Raw genomic sequence first — 14,470 nt, 5'->3', positions numbered from 1 at the left:
CTTTGCTACTTCTTACGTGCTTCTGTCATTTGCTTCCAAACGGACCCTTTTGCTTCTTCGCCGTCTTTAATACGCGCAAGCGCCATTTTTACTTGTAACGCCACTTCAAATTCCGGATCGTCTGCTGCTGCTTCTAATGCAGAAATAGCAGTTTCATCGCCGACTTCATACAAAAACATGGCCGCCCGCCAGCGGACAATTTTGCTTTCATCTTTTAGCGAGTCGATCATGGCTGGTATCGCTTCCGTCGAACCAATATCAGACATACAGTCACCTGCCGTTCGGCGTACGGTTACCGAAGGGTCTTTCAGTGCTTTCTCCAGCAACGGTAAAACAGATGCTGTTTCAATCATGCCTAAATACATCGTGGCTAAACGGCGAATGGATGCTTTTTCATCCTGTAATGCCACTTCTAACACAGGCAAATCTTTTTCCTTTGGATCCATTTGCTCGAGCGTCGCAAACCGTTCACGCCAATCATTGACTTGCAACATCTCCACAGTCACATCTTTGAACCGTGCTGCGAAGGCTTCCGCAGCAGCTTTTTCCCCTTTTGCAAGTTGCACAAGGCTGTCCAGCCGAGAAGGAGGATATGCCGCAGTCATTTCATCTATAACATCATTGACAACGTCTGCCAGCTCTCCATACCGCGGCGCTTGTTCAACCCATTTCCGTTCAAATACGACATTATCGACATCACTTGTCGCTGCCGCAATCGCTTCCGCAAAACGAGGTGGCAATGCTGCCCGTTTCTCTTCTTCCCCATCGGTGATTTTTAATTGCATGGGAATGCCTTTAAATGTTTGCACATGTACTTGTACTTCGCCAAACCCTTCTTCTTCCCCGTTATGCGCACGCGTTTGATCCGTCTCTTCCCCAAACAACGCGCGCACTTGTGGTAAGATTTCTTTCCAATCCACTTTCGGGAAGCGATCAATCGCTAAAAAATCTTCTACATGATATACGGCTTTAATACCTTCAATCGTAAATAATTGCCGGATGATTTCCGGTGCTGTTTCTTTGTTGTTTTCCTGATAGGTTGCACGTGCTCCTTTTAGCACCTCACTTAATATGCATTTCATTGTGTTCGGACTTGGTGTTGGCTCTATAGAACGAATAAACATCATGACATAACCCCTTCCGTAAAACATCTCATCTCTCGTTCAAAGTTTAACATAATTGCGCCACTCCTGGCTAGGATGAGCCATAATGATTCCCTTTTTAAAAGAATTCTGTTACGATTAAAAAAAGGAGGGGACGGATCATGATGAAATTCGCTTTTTTATCTGATATTAACGGCAACGCAACTGCTTTAGAAGCGGTGTTGAATGACTTGCACATACAAAAGATTGACCGAATTTATGTTCTCGGAAATTTGTGCCTTCGTGGTCCAGAACCAAAGCGGGTTTTGAAATTGTTACAAGCATCAAATGCCCACGTGTTAAAAGGGGGCATGGATGATTGGCTTGTAAACGGCATCACTGACCAAAACTTGTCTCATTTGAAATTAGCAGCACTTAACGAAGAACGGCAATGGACGTTAGCTCGGTTGTCGGAAGAAGATTTGGCGTATTTAAATGCACGTCCGAACGAATGTATCATTGACGAAGGGTTTGAGCAAATCATTCACGCCTTTCACGCAACACCAACAGATCTACACATGACCGTACTCGCTGACGATACGGCGAAAATGGAAGAAGCCATCATGCAACGCGATGAAGCAGATACGTATATTTATGGTCATACTGGACGACCTTTTATCCGCACGCTGTATGGAAAAACCGTTATGAATGTTGGTAGCGTCGGCATGCCGCTAGACGGACATCCTTTGGCTTCTTACATCACGCTGACGTATGTTGATGGTCGGTACAGTGCCGCCATACATCGTACGCCGTACAACCGCGAACACGTTGTTGAGATTTATAAACAAAGTGACTATCCAAACATAGAAAAAATGAGCACCATGATTTACTATGCTGTTCCATCAGAATAGTTTAAAAGCCTTAGTCTCACATTTATGAGGCTAAGGCTTTTCTTTTATTTCTCGTTGCAATGATCATTGTATGCTTGTGCTAATCGGCGTACAAGTGTCTCGGGCGCTGCCCCTTCAATATCTTCACGTGGAATAAAGTGGACGACCTCTGTCCCCTTTAACAACACCATCGATGGTGAGGATGGCGGATATGCGTCGAAAAAGGTACGCATCTTTGCGGTTGCTTCTTTATCTTGTCCAGCGAATACCGTCACACAATGATCCGGCTTATGGTCATGCTGGAGAGAATATACTGCTGTTGGGCGCGCCAATCCAGCGGCACAACCACATACGGAGTTAACGAGGACAAGTGTCGTTCCTTCCACTGTCGCCATGTAATCTTCCACTGCCTCTGCTGTTGTCAATTCCATAAATCCTGCCTCTGTCAGCTCTTTTCTCATCGGTGCGGTTACTTGCCGCATGTATGCTTCATATGCCGTTGACATGATCTTCCATCTCCTTCATTTCAGTTAATAATTGTAAAATCGAGTGAAACGTATACCATTTCCCGTAACAAACACCCTCTTTATAATAAAGCAATGCAGGCACTTGTTCAATTTGTAACGTTTGCGCTACGTGAGAGGCTGTTTGAATATTGATTCGATAAAATGGCGCAAGCACTTTCCTTTCTTCAATGACAGAAAGCATTTCTGCTACGTGCGTACAAGCGAGACAAAAAGGCGAAGAGACATACAACCACCCGCCGCTTTGTGGCAGCACAACAGGCGCTCCTTTCGCCAACTCTAACTCAATCACCTACACTGCCTCCCCGCTTTGCAAGTGAATAAACGAACAAATCGCGCGCAACGAGTGCTGTTGGGAGATGCGCCTCCACCTCATCAAGGAAGACACTCGGTTCACGCACATAGCGCGATGAAATATGGGTTAAAATCAACTGTTTTACATGCGCATGTTTGGCAAGACGACACGCATCCGCAACGGTCGAATGACCAAATTGATGCGCGTCTGCTTCGCAATCAGACGCAAAGGTCGCTTCATGAACAAGCAAATCCGCCCCAGATGCAAAATCAACCATCTCCGGTATTGGCTTTGTGTCCCCTGCAATGACAATGACGCGCCCACGTATTGGCTCACCGACGAATGCTTGCCCCGAAAGGACTCTCCCATCCGTCAATTGTACCGTTTCTCCGCGTTTTAATTGTGCATATAACGGTCCTGCAGGCACACCCTCTGCTTGTAGACGTGCGATATCCAAACGACCCGGCTTTTCTTTTTCCGTCACTTTAAAGGCATAGCTCTGAATCGTATGGGCGAGAGGGAGCACTTCTACCTCGTGATGCGGTGTTTCAAACAAGGAGCCGGCCCTTAACGTCACAAACTCAAGTGGGTAGCGAAGCGTTGTTTTCGTCACCTTTAGAGAGACACGCACAAACTCCTCCACACCCGGAGGTGCATAAATGGTTAATGGTGAAGCCGCACCTTGGAATGAGCGTGTACTCAAAAGACCAGGCAACCCAAATAGGTGGTCTCCATGCACGTGACTCATCAATATTTTTGTGATCTTTGATAAGGACAATGGTGAGTAAAGCAATTGGTGTTGTGTCGCTTCTCCACAATCAAACAACCACACATCCCCCTCATCTTCTAAAAAACGAAGCGCAAGCGCACTCACATTCCGTTGTTTCGAAGGGACCCCTGCTCCAGTCCCTAAAAAATGTAACTCCATGATTTAACCCCTTCGCATCATCTAATAGAAAACAAATGCGCATGTTGATTCACTTTACTATAATCAAAACCGTGTGCATTCATTCGTGAAATGAGTCCATCATAGTCATTAGACGACTTTAACTCAATTCCGATCAAAACGGAGCCAGTCGGTTTATTGTTTTGTTTTTGATAGACTAATCGGGTAATATTATCTTCTGGCCCAAGTACTTCCATTGTAAATTGCGTCAATGCCCCGGCTCTTTCTGGTAATTGAACGATAAAGTAGTGTTGTAAGCCTTCATAAATGAGTGAACGCTCGCGAATTTCTTCCATCCGTTCAATATCATTATTTCCTCCACTGACAATACACACAACGACTTTTCCTTTCATTTGTTCCGCATAAAAGTCGAGCGCCGCAATCGGCATTGCCCCTGCAGGTTCCGCAACGAGCGCATTTTCATTATAAAGCCGTAAAATCGTTGTACAAATCTTCCCCTCTGGTACACTGACAATGTCGTCAACGAGCTTTTCGCAAATCGCAAACGTTTTTTTGCCTACTTTTTTAACAGCAGCCCCGTCCACAAACTTATCAATCTCTTCCAACGCAACAACATGCCCTTGCATTAAAGCGGCTTGCATCGACGCAGCCCCACTTGGCTCACAGCCAATGATTTTCGTTTCTGGACTCACTTGCTTCATGTAGGTCGCAATGCCACTAATGAGTCCACCACCGCCGATCGAGGCAAACAAGAAGTCTGGCGCCACATCAATTGCGTCCATTACTTCCAACGCAACAGTGCCTTGCCCGGCAATGACTTTTTCTTGGTCGAACGGATGAATAAATGTCATTTCATGTTGTATGCAATAATCTTTTGCCAATGCATACGCATCATCAAAGGTGTCTCCTACTAAATGCACATCCACATAATCGCGCCCAAAAAACTTTACTTGCGCCACCTTTTGTTTCGGTGTGGTGATGGGCATAAAAATGACACCTTTTGTTTTTAAAGCGCAACACGAATAAGCGACGCCTTGTGCATGGTTTCCAGCACTTGCACAAACAACACCACTTTGTAACTCCTCTGCAGTAAGAGAAGAAATTTGATAATACGCGCCCCTCAGCTTGAAGGACCGGACAATTTGTTGGTCTTCGCGCTTTAAATACACGGTGCAATCATATCTTTCAGACAGCACCGGATCTTTTTGCAACGGTGTTTGATAGATGACATCTTTCATCATTTCATTTGCATGCACAATATGTTGTAAATTAATAGCCACTTGATAGCGTCCTTTCCATACGCGTACCAGTTACGACAAGGCTCGTACGCAAGGAGTATGGCTTCATTTTACCATATGCAGGCACTTTCGAAAACCTTTTCACATTATAAGTTGAAAGCAAGTGTGACATTCTTTATAATAAAGGAAGCGGTAATAAAGGTACTATCATCACTTTGGAAGGAGGGCATTCATTTGTTAAAGAAAAGCCTCTTTGCGGCTGCACTTGTACTTCTTTTCTTCGTACTCGGGTCTGACCCGTCTGTTCTTGCAGCTGGAGCTGAAACAACTGAACCAGCAGCGGAGTCGGATGGCTTTATTCGCATCGTGCTGAATGTGTTATCAGTCGCTACCCTTGCTGTCATGGCGTATTTGATTGTGACCGATCGAGGATAAATTACGGTTTATACATATGAAACTGTCCGAAGTAGGGCAGTTTTTTATATTCACGTAGGCAAACGTATTTTCTTCCCTCTTTTTGCTTATAATTGATCGTAACTTGGTATAGAAGGAGCAGGACAACAATGACAAGAAAGCTTTTTAGACGTGGCTTCGTCATCATTTTTATCAGTATTATTCTTATCCTATCATCTACAATCGTGTTAAACAAAATGTGGCGCACAAGCTTTGACAAACTTGATGATACTGACAAAGAAATGCTCACAGAACTGTCACGTATACACGAACGCTTCCAAACAGAAAGTGACCAACTTTGGACAGCCAATTATCGCTTTGACAACGAACCACTCATTCTCGTTCGCAGCAATAAAGATAAAGGGTTTTTCCCAACACATGCTTATGCTATCAATGTCCCCGAAATTGCAAACAGCCTATTCGCACAAAAAATTGATACACCCAAACACCTCAACCTGCCAAATGTGTATCGCATTAACCAACTTCACCTTGGTCTTGTGCCGTGGGTTCCTTGGAACTTTGGAACGAGACATGTCGCAGATGCGGACGTATTTTATTTTAAGTATCATCCAGAAATGTTTACTAATCCACCACTGTACTTTCAGTTCCATTACTTTTTGTTGCATGAAGCGTTCCATACGTATAAGCAAAAAACGTGGACTTACGATGCAGAAGGTGACCACATGTTGGACGATCCTGTAGATGAGGAAAACTACGCTTTAATGGGCATTGAATTTAAACTATTAGACAACGCGATGACCGCCACACGCCAAGAAGATGTGCGTGATGCTTTACGACAATGGACGATTGTCCGTACATCTCGTTACGAAAAATGGCCGCAACTCGTCGCAGAAACAAAAGCAGAGGCAATCGAAGGTACCGCGCGCTACATCGAATACCGCTACAGCGAGTTAATCGGTGACACATTGACTGTGCTCGCAACTACGGAAGATCCTTATCACATTCAATTTAGCGATGCCTTTCGCTTTATTTCAGATGGTGAAGCAGAGTCAGCCCACTTTTTAGGACGGAGTATGCGTTATGAAACAGGTGCTGCCCTTGGGCTGTTGTTAGACAAGATTGATCCTGAATGGAAAGAAAAAATTGAAGATGAGCCAGAAAAAAGCGGGCAGACGCAATATGAAATTTTGCAGACGCTGTTTGATATAGACGCACCCATTGATGAAGCTGAACTAGCGGAAATCAAGAAGGCACATGATTATGAGACATTGTTGGAACAAGCGCGGAAAATTGTGGCGCTGGCTGCTGAGGAGGAGTGAGGTAGAAGACCTGAATACCAACGTAAAGCTTGACGCATCTCACACACTGCATGTATACTTAAACTACGCACAGCATACAGTATAAAAAGACCGTAAGTGTGCTTGTACACACCCACGGTCTACAATAACCGGACTCCTGAACAAGGGAGAACAGCAAATTAATAGATCGTCGCCCACCCACTTGCTCGCTACGCTCAAGGGTGGGTTTACTTTTGACGTTGCATCAAAGTAACAATTGAGACGACTAAACCAGCAAATGCAATCATCAGCATTAGCGATTGAAAGACGCTCATCGCGGCACCCCCTTTCTTACGGGGATTGCCGTCCACCCTTGAGAATCCGTATGTTATTGCATCGCAATTGTAACATGATGAAACTATATTCGCAAACGCTTTCATTTGTGCGAACTGGCTCTCATATGAACTACGCCCAACTCTAAAGAATGTACACGATGACAAAAGCGTTGTGGATTACTGTCCTTCCTTCGCTGATCTAAAAACCGGGTTATGGTTGCTTGCCACTCTATTTAGATTTTGTAATTAACACCTCTGTTCACTTACTCTACCATTATTTTCATTAAAATAGAAGAGACCGCACAACACGCAGTCTCCTCGATTAATTATTGGGCATTAGGTAAACTTATTACGACTGGACGAGAAGGACCATTTAAAGGTTCCACAGTGGCAGCACTTTGCACAACTATCGCTCCTGTTAAGCACAGCGTCAATATAAAGGCACAAAACCATCGTTTCATCGTTGAACATCCCCTTTAAATTGAGATTGGTCGATTTTCCTCACTTCTTTCTCGACAAGTGGCAGCATATTCATCCAATCTTCTTGTGCAAACGTCGCATCGCTTGAGCTAACAATGACACGCTTTTTGTTGCTTTTCCTTTATAAAATACTAAAAAGGCATCAACATTTTTTGTGAGTTCTATCTCTTCGATAAGTTGAAGTGCTTTTTCACACTCACCACGAACAATATACTGGTGCACTTGTTCGTATACGTCTATCCCTTCAATATCAAACCGTTCACTATTCACATTCCATACAAAAGGTAAATCTCGTGTTTGTAAACACTGACTATAATCTTTCAACCCCGTCTCTTCCGCATAAAAAATCGCGCGTTGCATATATTGGATGCTTAAAGAGCTAGGCTCCAACTTGTCAGAACCCGGTCTTGCCGGTCGCAACAAAGCCGCATACGAAAGCAAATGATAACAATAAGCGAGCATTGTTTCAGGTGTCGCGCCATTTATAACTGACTGGACAACATGTCTTTCCGCTTCTTCTGACTTCCCTTGGTTATACAACAAATCATAAGCAATCTGGAATTCTGCCCAACTTTCCACGACTCTTTTTGCAAAGCCATCTTTTACAGAAGCTAATTTCTTCGGTACTGTCTCACTAAGATACGCTGCTTTTGCATGGCGACCTAATTTCAAATGAGCAGCTATTTCCAACAACTCCAGCCTTACCTTTAACAGCGGGTCCGTCACAGAACCAATCAAATCTCGTGCTTGATCAATCGTCTCTTCGTGTGTGATACGCTCATTAAGGACATCAAGCAACAATTGATAGACAAGTGCCCACTCTTTTAATGAGTCTCGTTCTTCTCCCCATTTGGTGAGTTCTTCTAATAAGTCAATTTGCCTATATTGCACAGCATATTCAAATGCATCTCGAATATGCTCCGTCGTTTGCAAGGCAAGCACATATTCATTCATCAATAATATCAATCGATTAGAGGCAAATGTTCTCACAGCGAATGTGACTTGTTCAAACGCCAATACGGTCTGCCCATGTTCGTCTCGTGACAATGCCAAGTCGCGCATCGCTTGATTTGTCCACGCACTTTCTTTTTCCCATAATCCTATTTTCCGCAAATAGTTTTTTGTATCCGTGCTCATTTGCTCCGGAACCATTCCATTACGGTATTGCGCAAAGTTTTCCCGCCATCGTTCTCGGTATGTTTGCAATACGCCCGCCACCTTTCCAAATGAATACATGCCCAAACACTTTTTCGACGTGATTAACCGGCATTCCTGCTAGATAAACAACTTTTCGTCCGACATTTTCTTTGATTTAAACAAGAATACATTCGGATTTTGGTGTATTGTGTCGCATCCACTCTCCACTTACGAAAAAGCAACAGAATTATCACAGCAACATCTATCATAGAAACAAACACCAATAAGAACTGCAACACAATAGACCCCGCCCAACGACGAGGTTTTGTTAATCTTACTATCAAACTTCTCCCACATACGGATGTTTTCTATTCGGTCCCCTCTAAAACATATTTACATTTGTCCACTTTTTATTATTTATCACTTCTTTAAGCGTATTACTGTTAATTTTCACATGCGCTATCAATTCTTTAACTGTTTCATATTGAGTGCTATCCCCTTCGTAGGTGAAAAGAACACCATCATCTACCCAAGAAATATGATACTCTTTATCATGAAAATTGAACTGAAATTCATGTCCTATTTCCAGATCCTCAACAAAATCAGTAAACGTGTAACGTCCAATCCAGTCTGGATCAACACCATCATAAATGACAACACTTTCCCATCTCTGTTGGTTAATTATTTCTTCCAAGGTGCAGCCCTCAATCTTTACACCTGCAATGGGTTTCTTCTCTATTTTATAGTAAATCACTTGTCCGTCCTGAGTAAAGCAAACACCATCACTACGCCAATAGATACGATATTCCCTATTGTTAAATTCGAATTTAAATTCATTCCCGGATTCCAGATCCTCAATGAATTGAGAAAACGTATACCCTTCCATTTGCTAACTCCTCCCTTTTTTGATCACCCAAAACAATACAGGTTTATCATCACCGCACCTCATCCAGATTCAATTTAGAGTAAGAGCAAAGATTTTTAAAAACAGGCAAACCATTTCTAGAAAGAAGTTCCACGGGTTTGATTACAAAGACAGCACCAAAAAGATTTAACAGAAACAGAAAATCCTACCCCACGTGAAGTGACATCACAAAGGGATAGGATTTTTCCAGGCTACCGACTAAAAGAATCTGGGTCTTGCCCAAGGCGACGATTTTCATTTAATGCATCCAGTTTTCCCATATCTTCTTCACATAGCTGGAAGTCAAAAATATCGGCGTTTTCTCGAATCCGTTCTGCTCGCACTGACTTTGGAATCGTCACAACGCGGTGTTGTAAATTCCAACGCAACACAATTTGTGCCGGTGTTTTTCCGTATGACTGTGCGAGTGATTGGACGACCGGATGGGTAAAAATGACGCCTTTCGTGAGTGGGCGCCATGCCTCCACTTGAATTTCATGTTGCCGGCAAAATTCACGTAATGGCGCTTGCGTCAAAAACGGATGGAACTCCACTTGGTCGACCATTGGATTGATATTGGAGATTTCCATTACGGCTTCTAAATGGTGGACATTAAAATTACTCACACCAATCGCCCGCACCTTCTCTTCTTTATAAAGTGTCTCTAGTGCACGCCACGTGTCTAAGTATTTCCCTTTCATCGGCCAATGGATTAAATATAAATCAATGACATCCAGCCCAAGCCGTTTGCGACTACGTTCAAAAGCTGCAAGTGTTTCATCGTATCCTTGTTCGTCATTCCATACTTTTGTTGTGACAAACAGTTCTTCTCGTGGCACATTACTTTCACGAATGGCTTGTCCGACCCCTTCTTCATTTTTATAAAAGCTCGCTGTGTCGATACTCCGGTAACCTGCTTTTAAAGCCACTTTCACTGCATCAACAACTTCTTTTCCTTCATCTGCTTGGTATACACCTAGCCCGAAAAAAGGCATCTCTACACCATTTGCTAGTTTTGTGCGTGCTTGTATCGATTCCATCATGTTGTCACTTCCCTTTAAAGATTTGGCACTTGCCATTCAATCGGCGCTTCGCCCAATCGTGTAAGTATATCGTTCATTTTTGAGAAAGGTCTGCTTCCAAAAAAACCGCGATTCGCAGAAAATGGACTTGGATGTGGTGCGGTAATGATGTGATGTTGTTTGCTTGTAATCAACGCCTGCTTCTCTTGTGCATGGCGTCCCCATAAAACAAAAATGACTGGCTTCTTTCGCTTATTCAAACACGAGATAATGCGATCCGTAAAATGCTCCCACCCTTTACCACGATGCGATGCTGCCTGCCCTTTACGTACAGTGAGCCCTGTATTTAACAGCAATACCCCTTGGTTTGCCCATGTCGTTAAGTGACCATGGTTTGGGATTTCGTAACCGAGGTCATCACGTAGTTCTTTAAAAATATTTTGTAACGATGGCGGCAGCCGTACACCTGGTTTTACTGAAAAACTTAAGCCATGCGCTTGATTCGGTCCGTGATACGGGTCTTGTCCTAAAATAACAACCTTTGTTTCTTCATACGACGTGTAATGTAAGGCGTTGAAAATGTCATGCATCGTCGGATAAACCGTTTGTGTTTTGTACTCCTCTTTCAAAAACGCGCGCAACTGTACGTAATAGGGCTTTTGAAATTCATCATGCAACATATTTGCCCAATCATTATGCAAAATTGACATTGGCTCCACTCCTACTTCATTGCTATATCTATATTTTCATAGAAAGTACACGCACATACGATACATGAAATGCTTTTTAAGAGTATAGCACGAATCGATTTCTTCTTCCAACCAACTGGAACAAGAAAAAAACGCCCGAATGTCGGGCGTTAAACGAATCATTATTTTGTTAGCCGCGCCTACACATGCTGCCGTGCTTCATCTGCAAGCATGGTCAATATTTCTTCCAATACATAACGAACGGCTTTAAATGTTTCGCGCTGCCGCTTCATACCTGATGATGGATAAAATGACTTAATGGCAACAACATCGAGGTTTTCAACCGTTTGCTCCAGTTGTTGAATGTGCAAGTCACGCGGCTTTGCTTGACGCAATAAGGCGCTTGCAAGTGGCAACCACCTTTGCGCAAGTGGCTGTACTTGATCCGCAAACGGCTTCACCCGTCCCCAAAAATCGACCTCGTAATTTGGGTCTTGTTTGACGACTTCTATATAATAACTTTCTGCTTCTTTTGTCAATGTTAACAATGTCGTTGTGACTTCCTTCAATGTTTGTTCTTTCAAGTACGACACCTCCACCTTTTATTGTAACACGGTGGATTTTTCTGCGTAAACCGGCGTCATGCGAAACTAAATAGCTTCATGATTGCTCGCCATGGTCCTTGTCGTACTTTATTTGGAAACGTTGTCTCTCGTGGTTGCTCATTGACGGCAGCTGCCAAATGCTGGCTCATTTTTTCATCCATCGCTTCAAGCCGCTTCTCTAATTGCTCAATCAAGCTCACCATCTCATCCAGCTCACTCCGATGTTTTAACAATTGGTAGCTCACGATATCATCTGCTTTTGTTGACAGTTTTTCTTCTAGGTCATTTACTTGCACGAGTACTTTTTCCAATTTCGCTTCGTACTGTTCTTTCGGGACCGAAGGAATGCGCACAGCAGCACGTCGTTTCGTTTGACCATTAAATGCAATGTCCTTCATTTTCTTCCCTTCCTGTAACTGTTTTTGGATGTATGCAAACGTTGCAATTTGTTGTTCCTTATACACATAATGTCCATGTTCATTTGTGTTGTGCTCAATTCCGAAAAATTTCGTCCACCGTTGTACCGTCGTTGGATTCACGTCAAGTCGATCTGAAATATCCTTTGTTTTTAACAACGTCATCCCCATTCTCCTCCTCGTGAAATGATCTTTGCGTGGTGACATATTGTCGCTGTTATACACGTTCGTTCCCTGACTTTGTAACTCCTATGTGCGCGACAAAACTAGAATACGTTCAACAAAGAAAGTGTATGATGGCAAAAATCTCCTTTCTTTTAAGAAGAAATCACAGCAGCCGACATACATAAAATAGAGGGTGTTGCCTCATACTGTCTGTAAATCGAGAAAAAAATGGGAATAAGTACCCACATTTTCGAAAAGGAGGGCAAACGAATGAATGAAGTTGAAGGAAAAACAACAAAAGAGACAGAGACACACGAGGAGAAAGATGGTTACACGGGCGACAAAAAACTTGGGGGACCGAACCGTCCGGCGGAATGACGAAGGTCTTTTGCTTGACTTAAAAAGAATGATACTCACCTCTTTAAAAGCTAAACACACTGGTCGAAATCTAATGACCAGTGTGTTTTTTCGAACATAAGAATTGTTTTCATCTACCGTTGGAAAACTTAATCTTACGATTCTGCCAACTTTAGAACCGTTAAATAACTGACATCAACGTTTGAGGTTTCATTCACCGTCACTGTCAAGGTGTCAGGACCAGGTGGATCGACAATCACAACGACTGTTTTGGACATCGTACTTGTTCTGGCAGGTGCATTTTCTCCTGCTGCGGCATAGAAGGTGCCATTTACATTTAAATGCACTTGGGCATCGCCAGCAAAATCATTAAACGTTCCAAATCCAACAAGGTAAACGCCAGGCTCAAGGATTGCTTGCGTCGAAGTAATGGAAATATCACTACCATTGAAGAAAGCATTATCATCCATCACAATAGGTACGTCTGCTGTCACACCGGTAGGACCGGTTCCAGCATCTAGAAAAGCATTGTTTGCAACGATCAATCCCCCAGTTACACCAGTAGGACCGGTTGGACCCGTTGGACCGGTGGCACCCGTTGCGCCGGTGGCACCCGTTGCACCCGTTGCACCCGTCACGCCCGTGGCGCCGGTGACACCTGCAACAACACTTGTCGGTCCTGTAGGTCCTGTAGGTCCCGTTGCACCTGTAGGTCCTGTAGGTCCTGTGGCACCCGTTGGTCCCGTCGGACCCGTTGCGCCCGTGGATCCCGTGCTACCCGTTGCACCTGTAGGTCCTGTAGGTCCTGTAGGTCCCGTCGGTCCTGTGGCGCCCGTCACGCCCGTCGGTCCTGTGAGTCCTGTTGCACCCGTTGTACCTGTGGCTCCTGTGGCTCCTGTGGCTCCTGTGGCACCCGTTGCACCGGTCGCACCTGTTACGCCAGTGGCACCCGTTGGTCCCGTGGCGCCGGTAGCACCCGTTGCACCTGTGGCACCCGTTGCACCCGTTGCACCCGTGACGCCAGTTGCACCGGTTACACCTGTTACGCCTGTCGGGCCAATTACGCCGGTTGGACCTTGAACCGCGAACTGTTCCCACGTACTCCACGTAGACGTATCACCATTAAAACTACGAATGTAAATTGTTGGATTAGAGAAAAATATTTGCTGCACCCAAGGATTGACTGTTGCAGGTGAAACGACCGATACATAAAGCGTCCAGATTGGTGATGTCACCCCAGGTGGTCCTGCGATAGGGGGACCATCAGTACCGTTAGAACTATATACACCCGGCTCCATAAACATTGGTGCATTCAAATTTGAACCAGATGAGACCGGCATCGTTAATGGAAATGCACCGACATCTTCCGCGTCAAGCACGACATTTCCAACCTGCCCGTTGACACTTAACACATCGCCTGTCGGACCGGTTGGTCCCGTTGGTCCTGGTGGACCTTGCATCGTCGAAATACTGGATGCCGATTTCATTTTTGAAGCAAGCATAATTTCCTTTTTAAAAATTGTATCGAGCATATTTTGTGTACTCTCATTTACACTAAGCACTTCTTGGGCCGTTGGTGCAGGACCTGTAGCGCCATTTAACGTTCCTAGCACATATTGAATTTTTTCTCCCTCAGCATTGATAATGTGCGACAAGCCCATTTCCTCCATCGCAATGGAGGCCAATATTAAATTCACAACATCTTCACGGTCTAACGTAATGTTGGGCGTGAA

17 protein-coding genes are annotated in these 14,470 nt (G+C 44.1%); 3 read left to right on the top strand and 14 right to left on the bottom strand.

The window, feature by feature from the left end:
- Positions 1-5: 5 nt before the first annotated feature.
- Positions 6-1,124 (bottom strand): conserved virulence factor C family protein, encoded by a 1,119-nt coding sequence (locus tag BLT29_RS03830; RefSeq protein ID WP_090775125.1) that lies wholly within the window; start codon positions 1,122-1,124, stop codon positions 6-8.
- A gap of 140 nt (positions 1,125-1,264) precedes the next feature.
- On the opposite strand from BLT29_RS03830, the gene BLT29_RS03825 reads away from it, so the two are divergent.
- On the top strand, positions 1,265-1,993 hold the full coding sequence (locus tag BLT29_RS03825; protein WP_245701046.1) for a metallophosphoesterase family protein: 729 nt from the start codon (positions 1,265-1,267) through the stop codon (positions 1,991-1,993).
- A gap of 44 nt (positions 1,994-2,037) precedes the next feature.
- Here BLT29_RS03825 and BLT29_RS03820 read toward each other — a convergent pair whose 3' ends face one another.
- The 4 genes from BLT29_RS03820 to ilvA are packed head-to-tail and all read right to left on the bottom strand — an operon-like array spanning position 2,038 to position 4,978.
- On the bottom strand, positions 2,038-2,478 hold the full coding sequence (locus BLT29_RS03820; protein WP_090774998.1) for a BrxA/BrxB family bacilliredoxin: 441 nt from the start codon (positions 2,476-2,478) through the stop codon (positions 2,038-2,040).
- Positions 2,462-2,788, bottom strand: coding sequence for a thioredoxin family protein (locus tag BLT29_RS03815; protein WP_090774997.1), 327 nt, complete (start codon positions 2,786-2,788; stop codon positions 2,462-2,464). Before BLT29_RS03815 ends, BLT29_RS03820 begins: the two co-directional genes overlap by 17 nt.
- Positions 2,781-3,719 (bottom strand): ribonuclease Z, encoded by a 939-nt coding sequence (rnz, locus tag BLT29_RS03810; RefSeq protein ID WP_090774996.1) that lies wholly within the window; start codon positions 3,717-3,719, stop codon positions 2,781-2,783. The genes BLT29_RS03815 and rnz overlap by 8 nt, the downstream gene beginning before the upstream one ends.
- A 17-nt stretch (positions 3,720-3,736) precedes the next feature.
- Positions 3,737-4,978: a threonine ammonia-lyase IlvA gene (gene ilvA / locus BLT29_RS03805; protein WP_281241399.1), complete on the bottom strand. Its 1,242-nt coding sequence runs from the start codon at positions 4,976-4,978 to the stop codon at positions 3,737-3,739.
- A 192-nt stretch (positions 4,979-5,170) separates the two neighbouring features.
- Between ilvA and BLT29_RS13050 the strand changes: the two genes are divergently transcribed.
- Both BLT29_RS13050 and BLT29_RS03795 read left to right on the top strand, forming a co-directional pair.
- The gene (locus BLT29_RS13050; protein WP_141769840.1) at positions 5,171-5,371 is read left to right on the top strand and encodes a hypothetical protein; all 201 of its coding nucleotides are present in this window, start codon (positions 5,171-5,173) and stop codon (positions 5,369-5,371) included.
- Positions 5,372-5,499: 128 nt separating this feature from the next.
- Positions 5,500-6,669: a hypothetical protein gene (locus tag BLT29_RS03795; RefSeq protein WP_090774993.1), complete on the top strand. Its 1,170-nt coding sequence runs from the start codon at positions 5,500-5,502 to the stop codon at positions 6,667-6,669.
- A 206-nt stretch (positions 6,670-6,875) separates the two neighbouring features.
- Here BLT29_RS03795 and BLT29_RS13585 read toward each other — a convergent pair whose 3' ends face one another.
- The 9 genes from BLT29_RS13585 to BLT29_RS13580 all read right to left on the bottom strand — a co-directional run.
- The gene (locus BLT29_RS13585) at positions 6,876-6,962 is read right to left on the bottom strand and encodes a putative holin-like toxin (RefSeq protein WP_281241402.1); all 87 of its coding nucleotides are present in this window, start codon (positions 6,960-6,962) and stop codon (positions 6,876-6,878) included.
- A 326-nt stretch (positions 6,963-7,288) separates the two neighbouring features.
- Positions 7,289-7,423, bottom strand: a complete 135-nt coding sequence (locus tag BLT29_RS13825; RefSeq protein ID WP_281241398.1) for a hypothetical protein — start codon at positions 7,421-7,423, stop codon at positions 7,289-7,291.
- Positions 7,424-7,493: 70 nt separating this feature from the next.
- The gene (locus BLT29_RS03790) at positions 7,494-8,648 is read right to left on the bottom strand and encodes an AimR family lysis-lysogeny pheromone receptor (RefSeq protein WP_141769839.1); all 1,155 of its coding nucleotides are present in this window, start codon (positions 8,646-8,648) and stop codon (positions 7,494-7,496) included.
- A gap of 313 nt (positions 8,649-8,961) precedes the next feature.
- Positions 8,962-9,465, bottom strand: a complete 504-nt coding sequence (locus BLT29_RS03785; RefSeq protein ID WP_090774991.1) for a hypothetical protein — start codon at positions 9,463-9,465, stop codon at positions 8,962-8,964.
- A gap of 230 nt (positions 9,466-9,695) precedes the next feature.
- Positions 9,696-10,526 (bottom strand): aldo/keto reductase, encoded by an 831-nt coding sequence (locus BLT29_RS03780; RefSeq protein WP_176763788.1) that lies wholly within the window; start codon positions 10,524-10,526, stop codon positions 9,696-9,698.
- 14 nt (positions 10,527-10,540) lie between these two features.
- Positions 10,541-11,215, bottom strand: a complete 675-nt coding sequence (locus tag BLT29_RS03775) for a uracil-DNA glycosylase (RefSeq protein WP_090774990.1) — start codon at positions 11,213-11,215, stop codon at positions 10,541-10,543.
- 179 nt (positions 11,216-11,394) lie between these two features.
- Positions 11,395-11,778, bottom strand: coding sequence for a YppE family protein (locus BLT29_RS03770; RefSeq protein WP_090774989.1), 384 nt, complete (start codon positions 11,776-11,778; stop codon positions 11,395-11,397).
- Positions 11,779-11,834: 56 nt separating this feature from the next.
- Positions 11,835-12,380 (bottom strand): chromosome-anchoring protein RacA, encoded by a 546-nt coding sequence (racA, locus tag BLT29_RS03765; protein ID WP_176763787.1) that lies wholly within the window; start codon positions 12,378-12,380, stop codon positions 11,835-11,837.
- A 512-nt stretch (positions 12,381-12,892) separates the two neighbouring features.
- Positions 12,893-14,470 (bottom strand): pyocin knob domain-containing protein (locus BLT29_RS13580; RefSeq protein WP_437182620.1); only part of this gene is annotated, 1,578 nt, incomplete at its 5' end.

The sequence above is a fragment of the Shouchella lonarensis genome (assembly GCF_900096965.1).
GTDB classification, from domain to species: domain Bacteria; phylum Bacillota; class Bacilli; order Bacillales; family Bacillaceae_D; genus Shouchella; species Shouchella lonarensis.
This window is presented reverse-complemented; position numbering and strand designations above follow the sequence as displayed.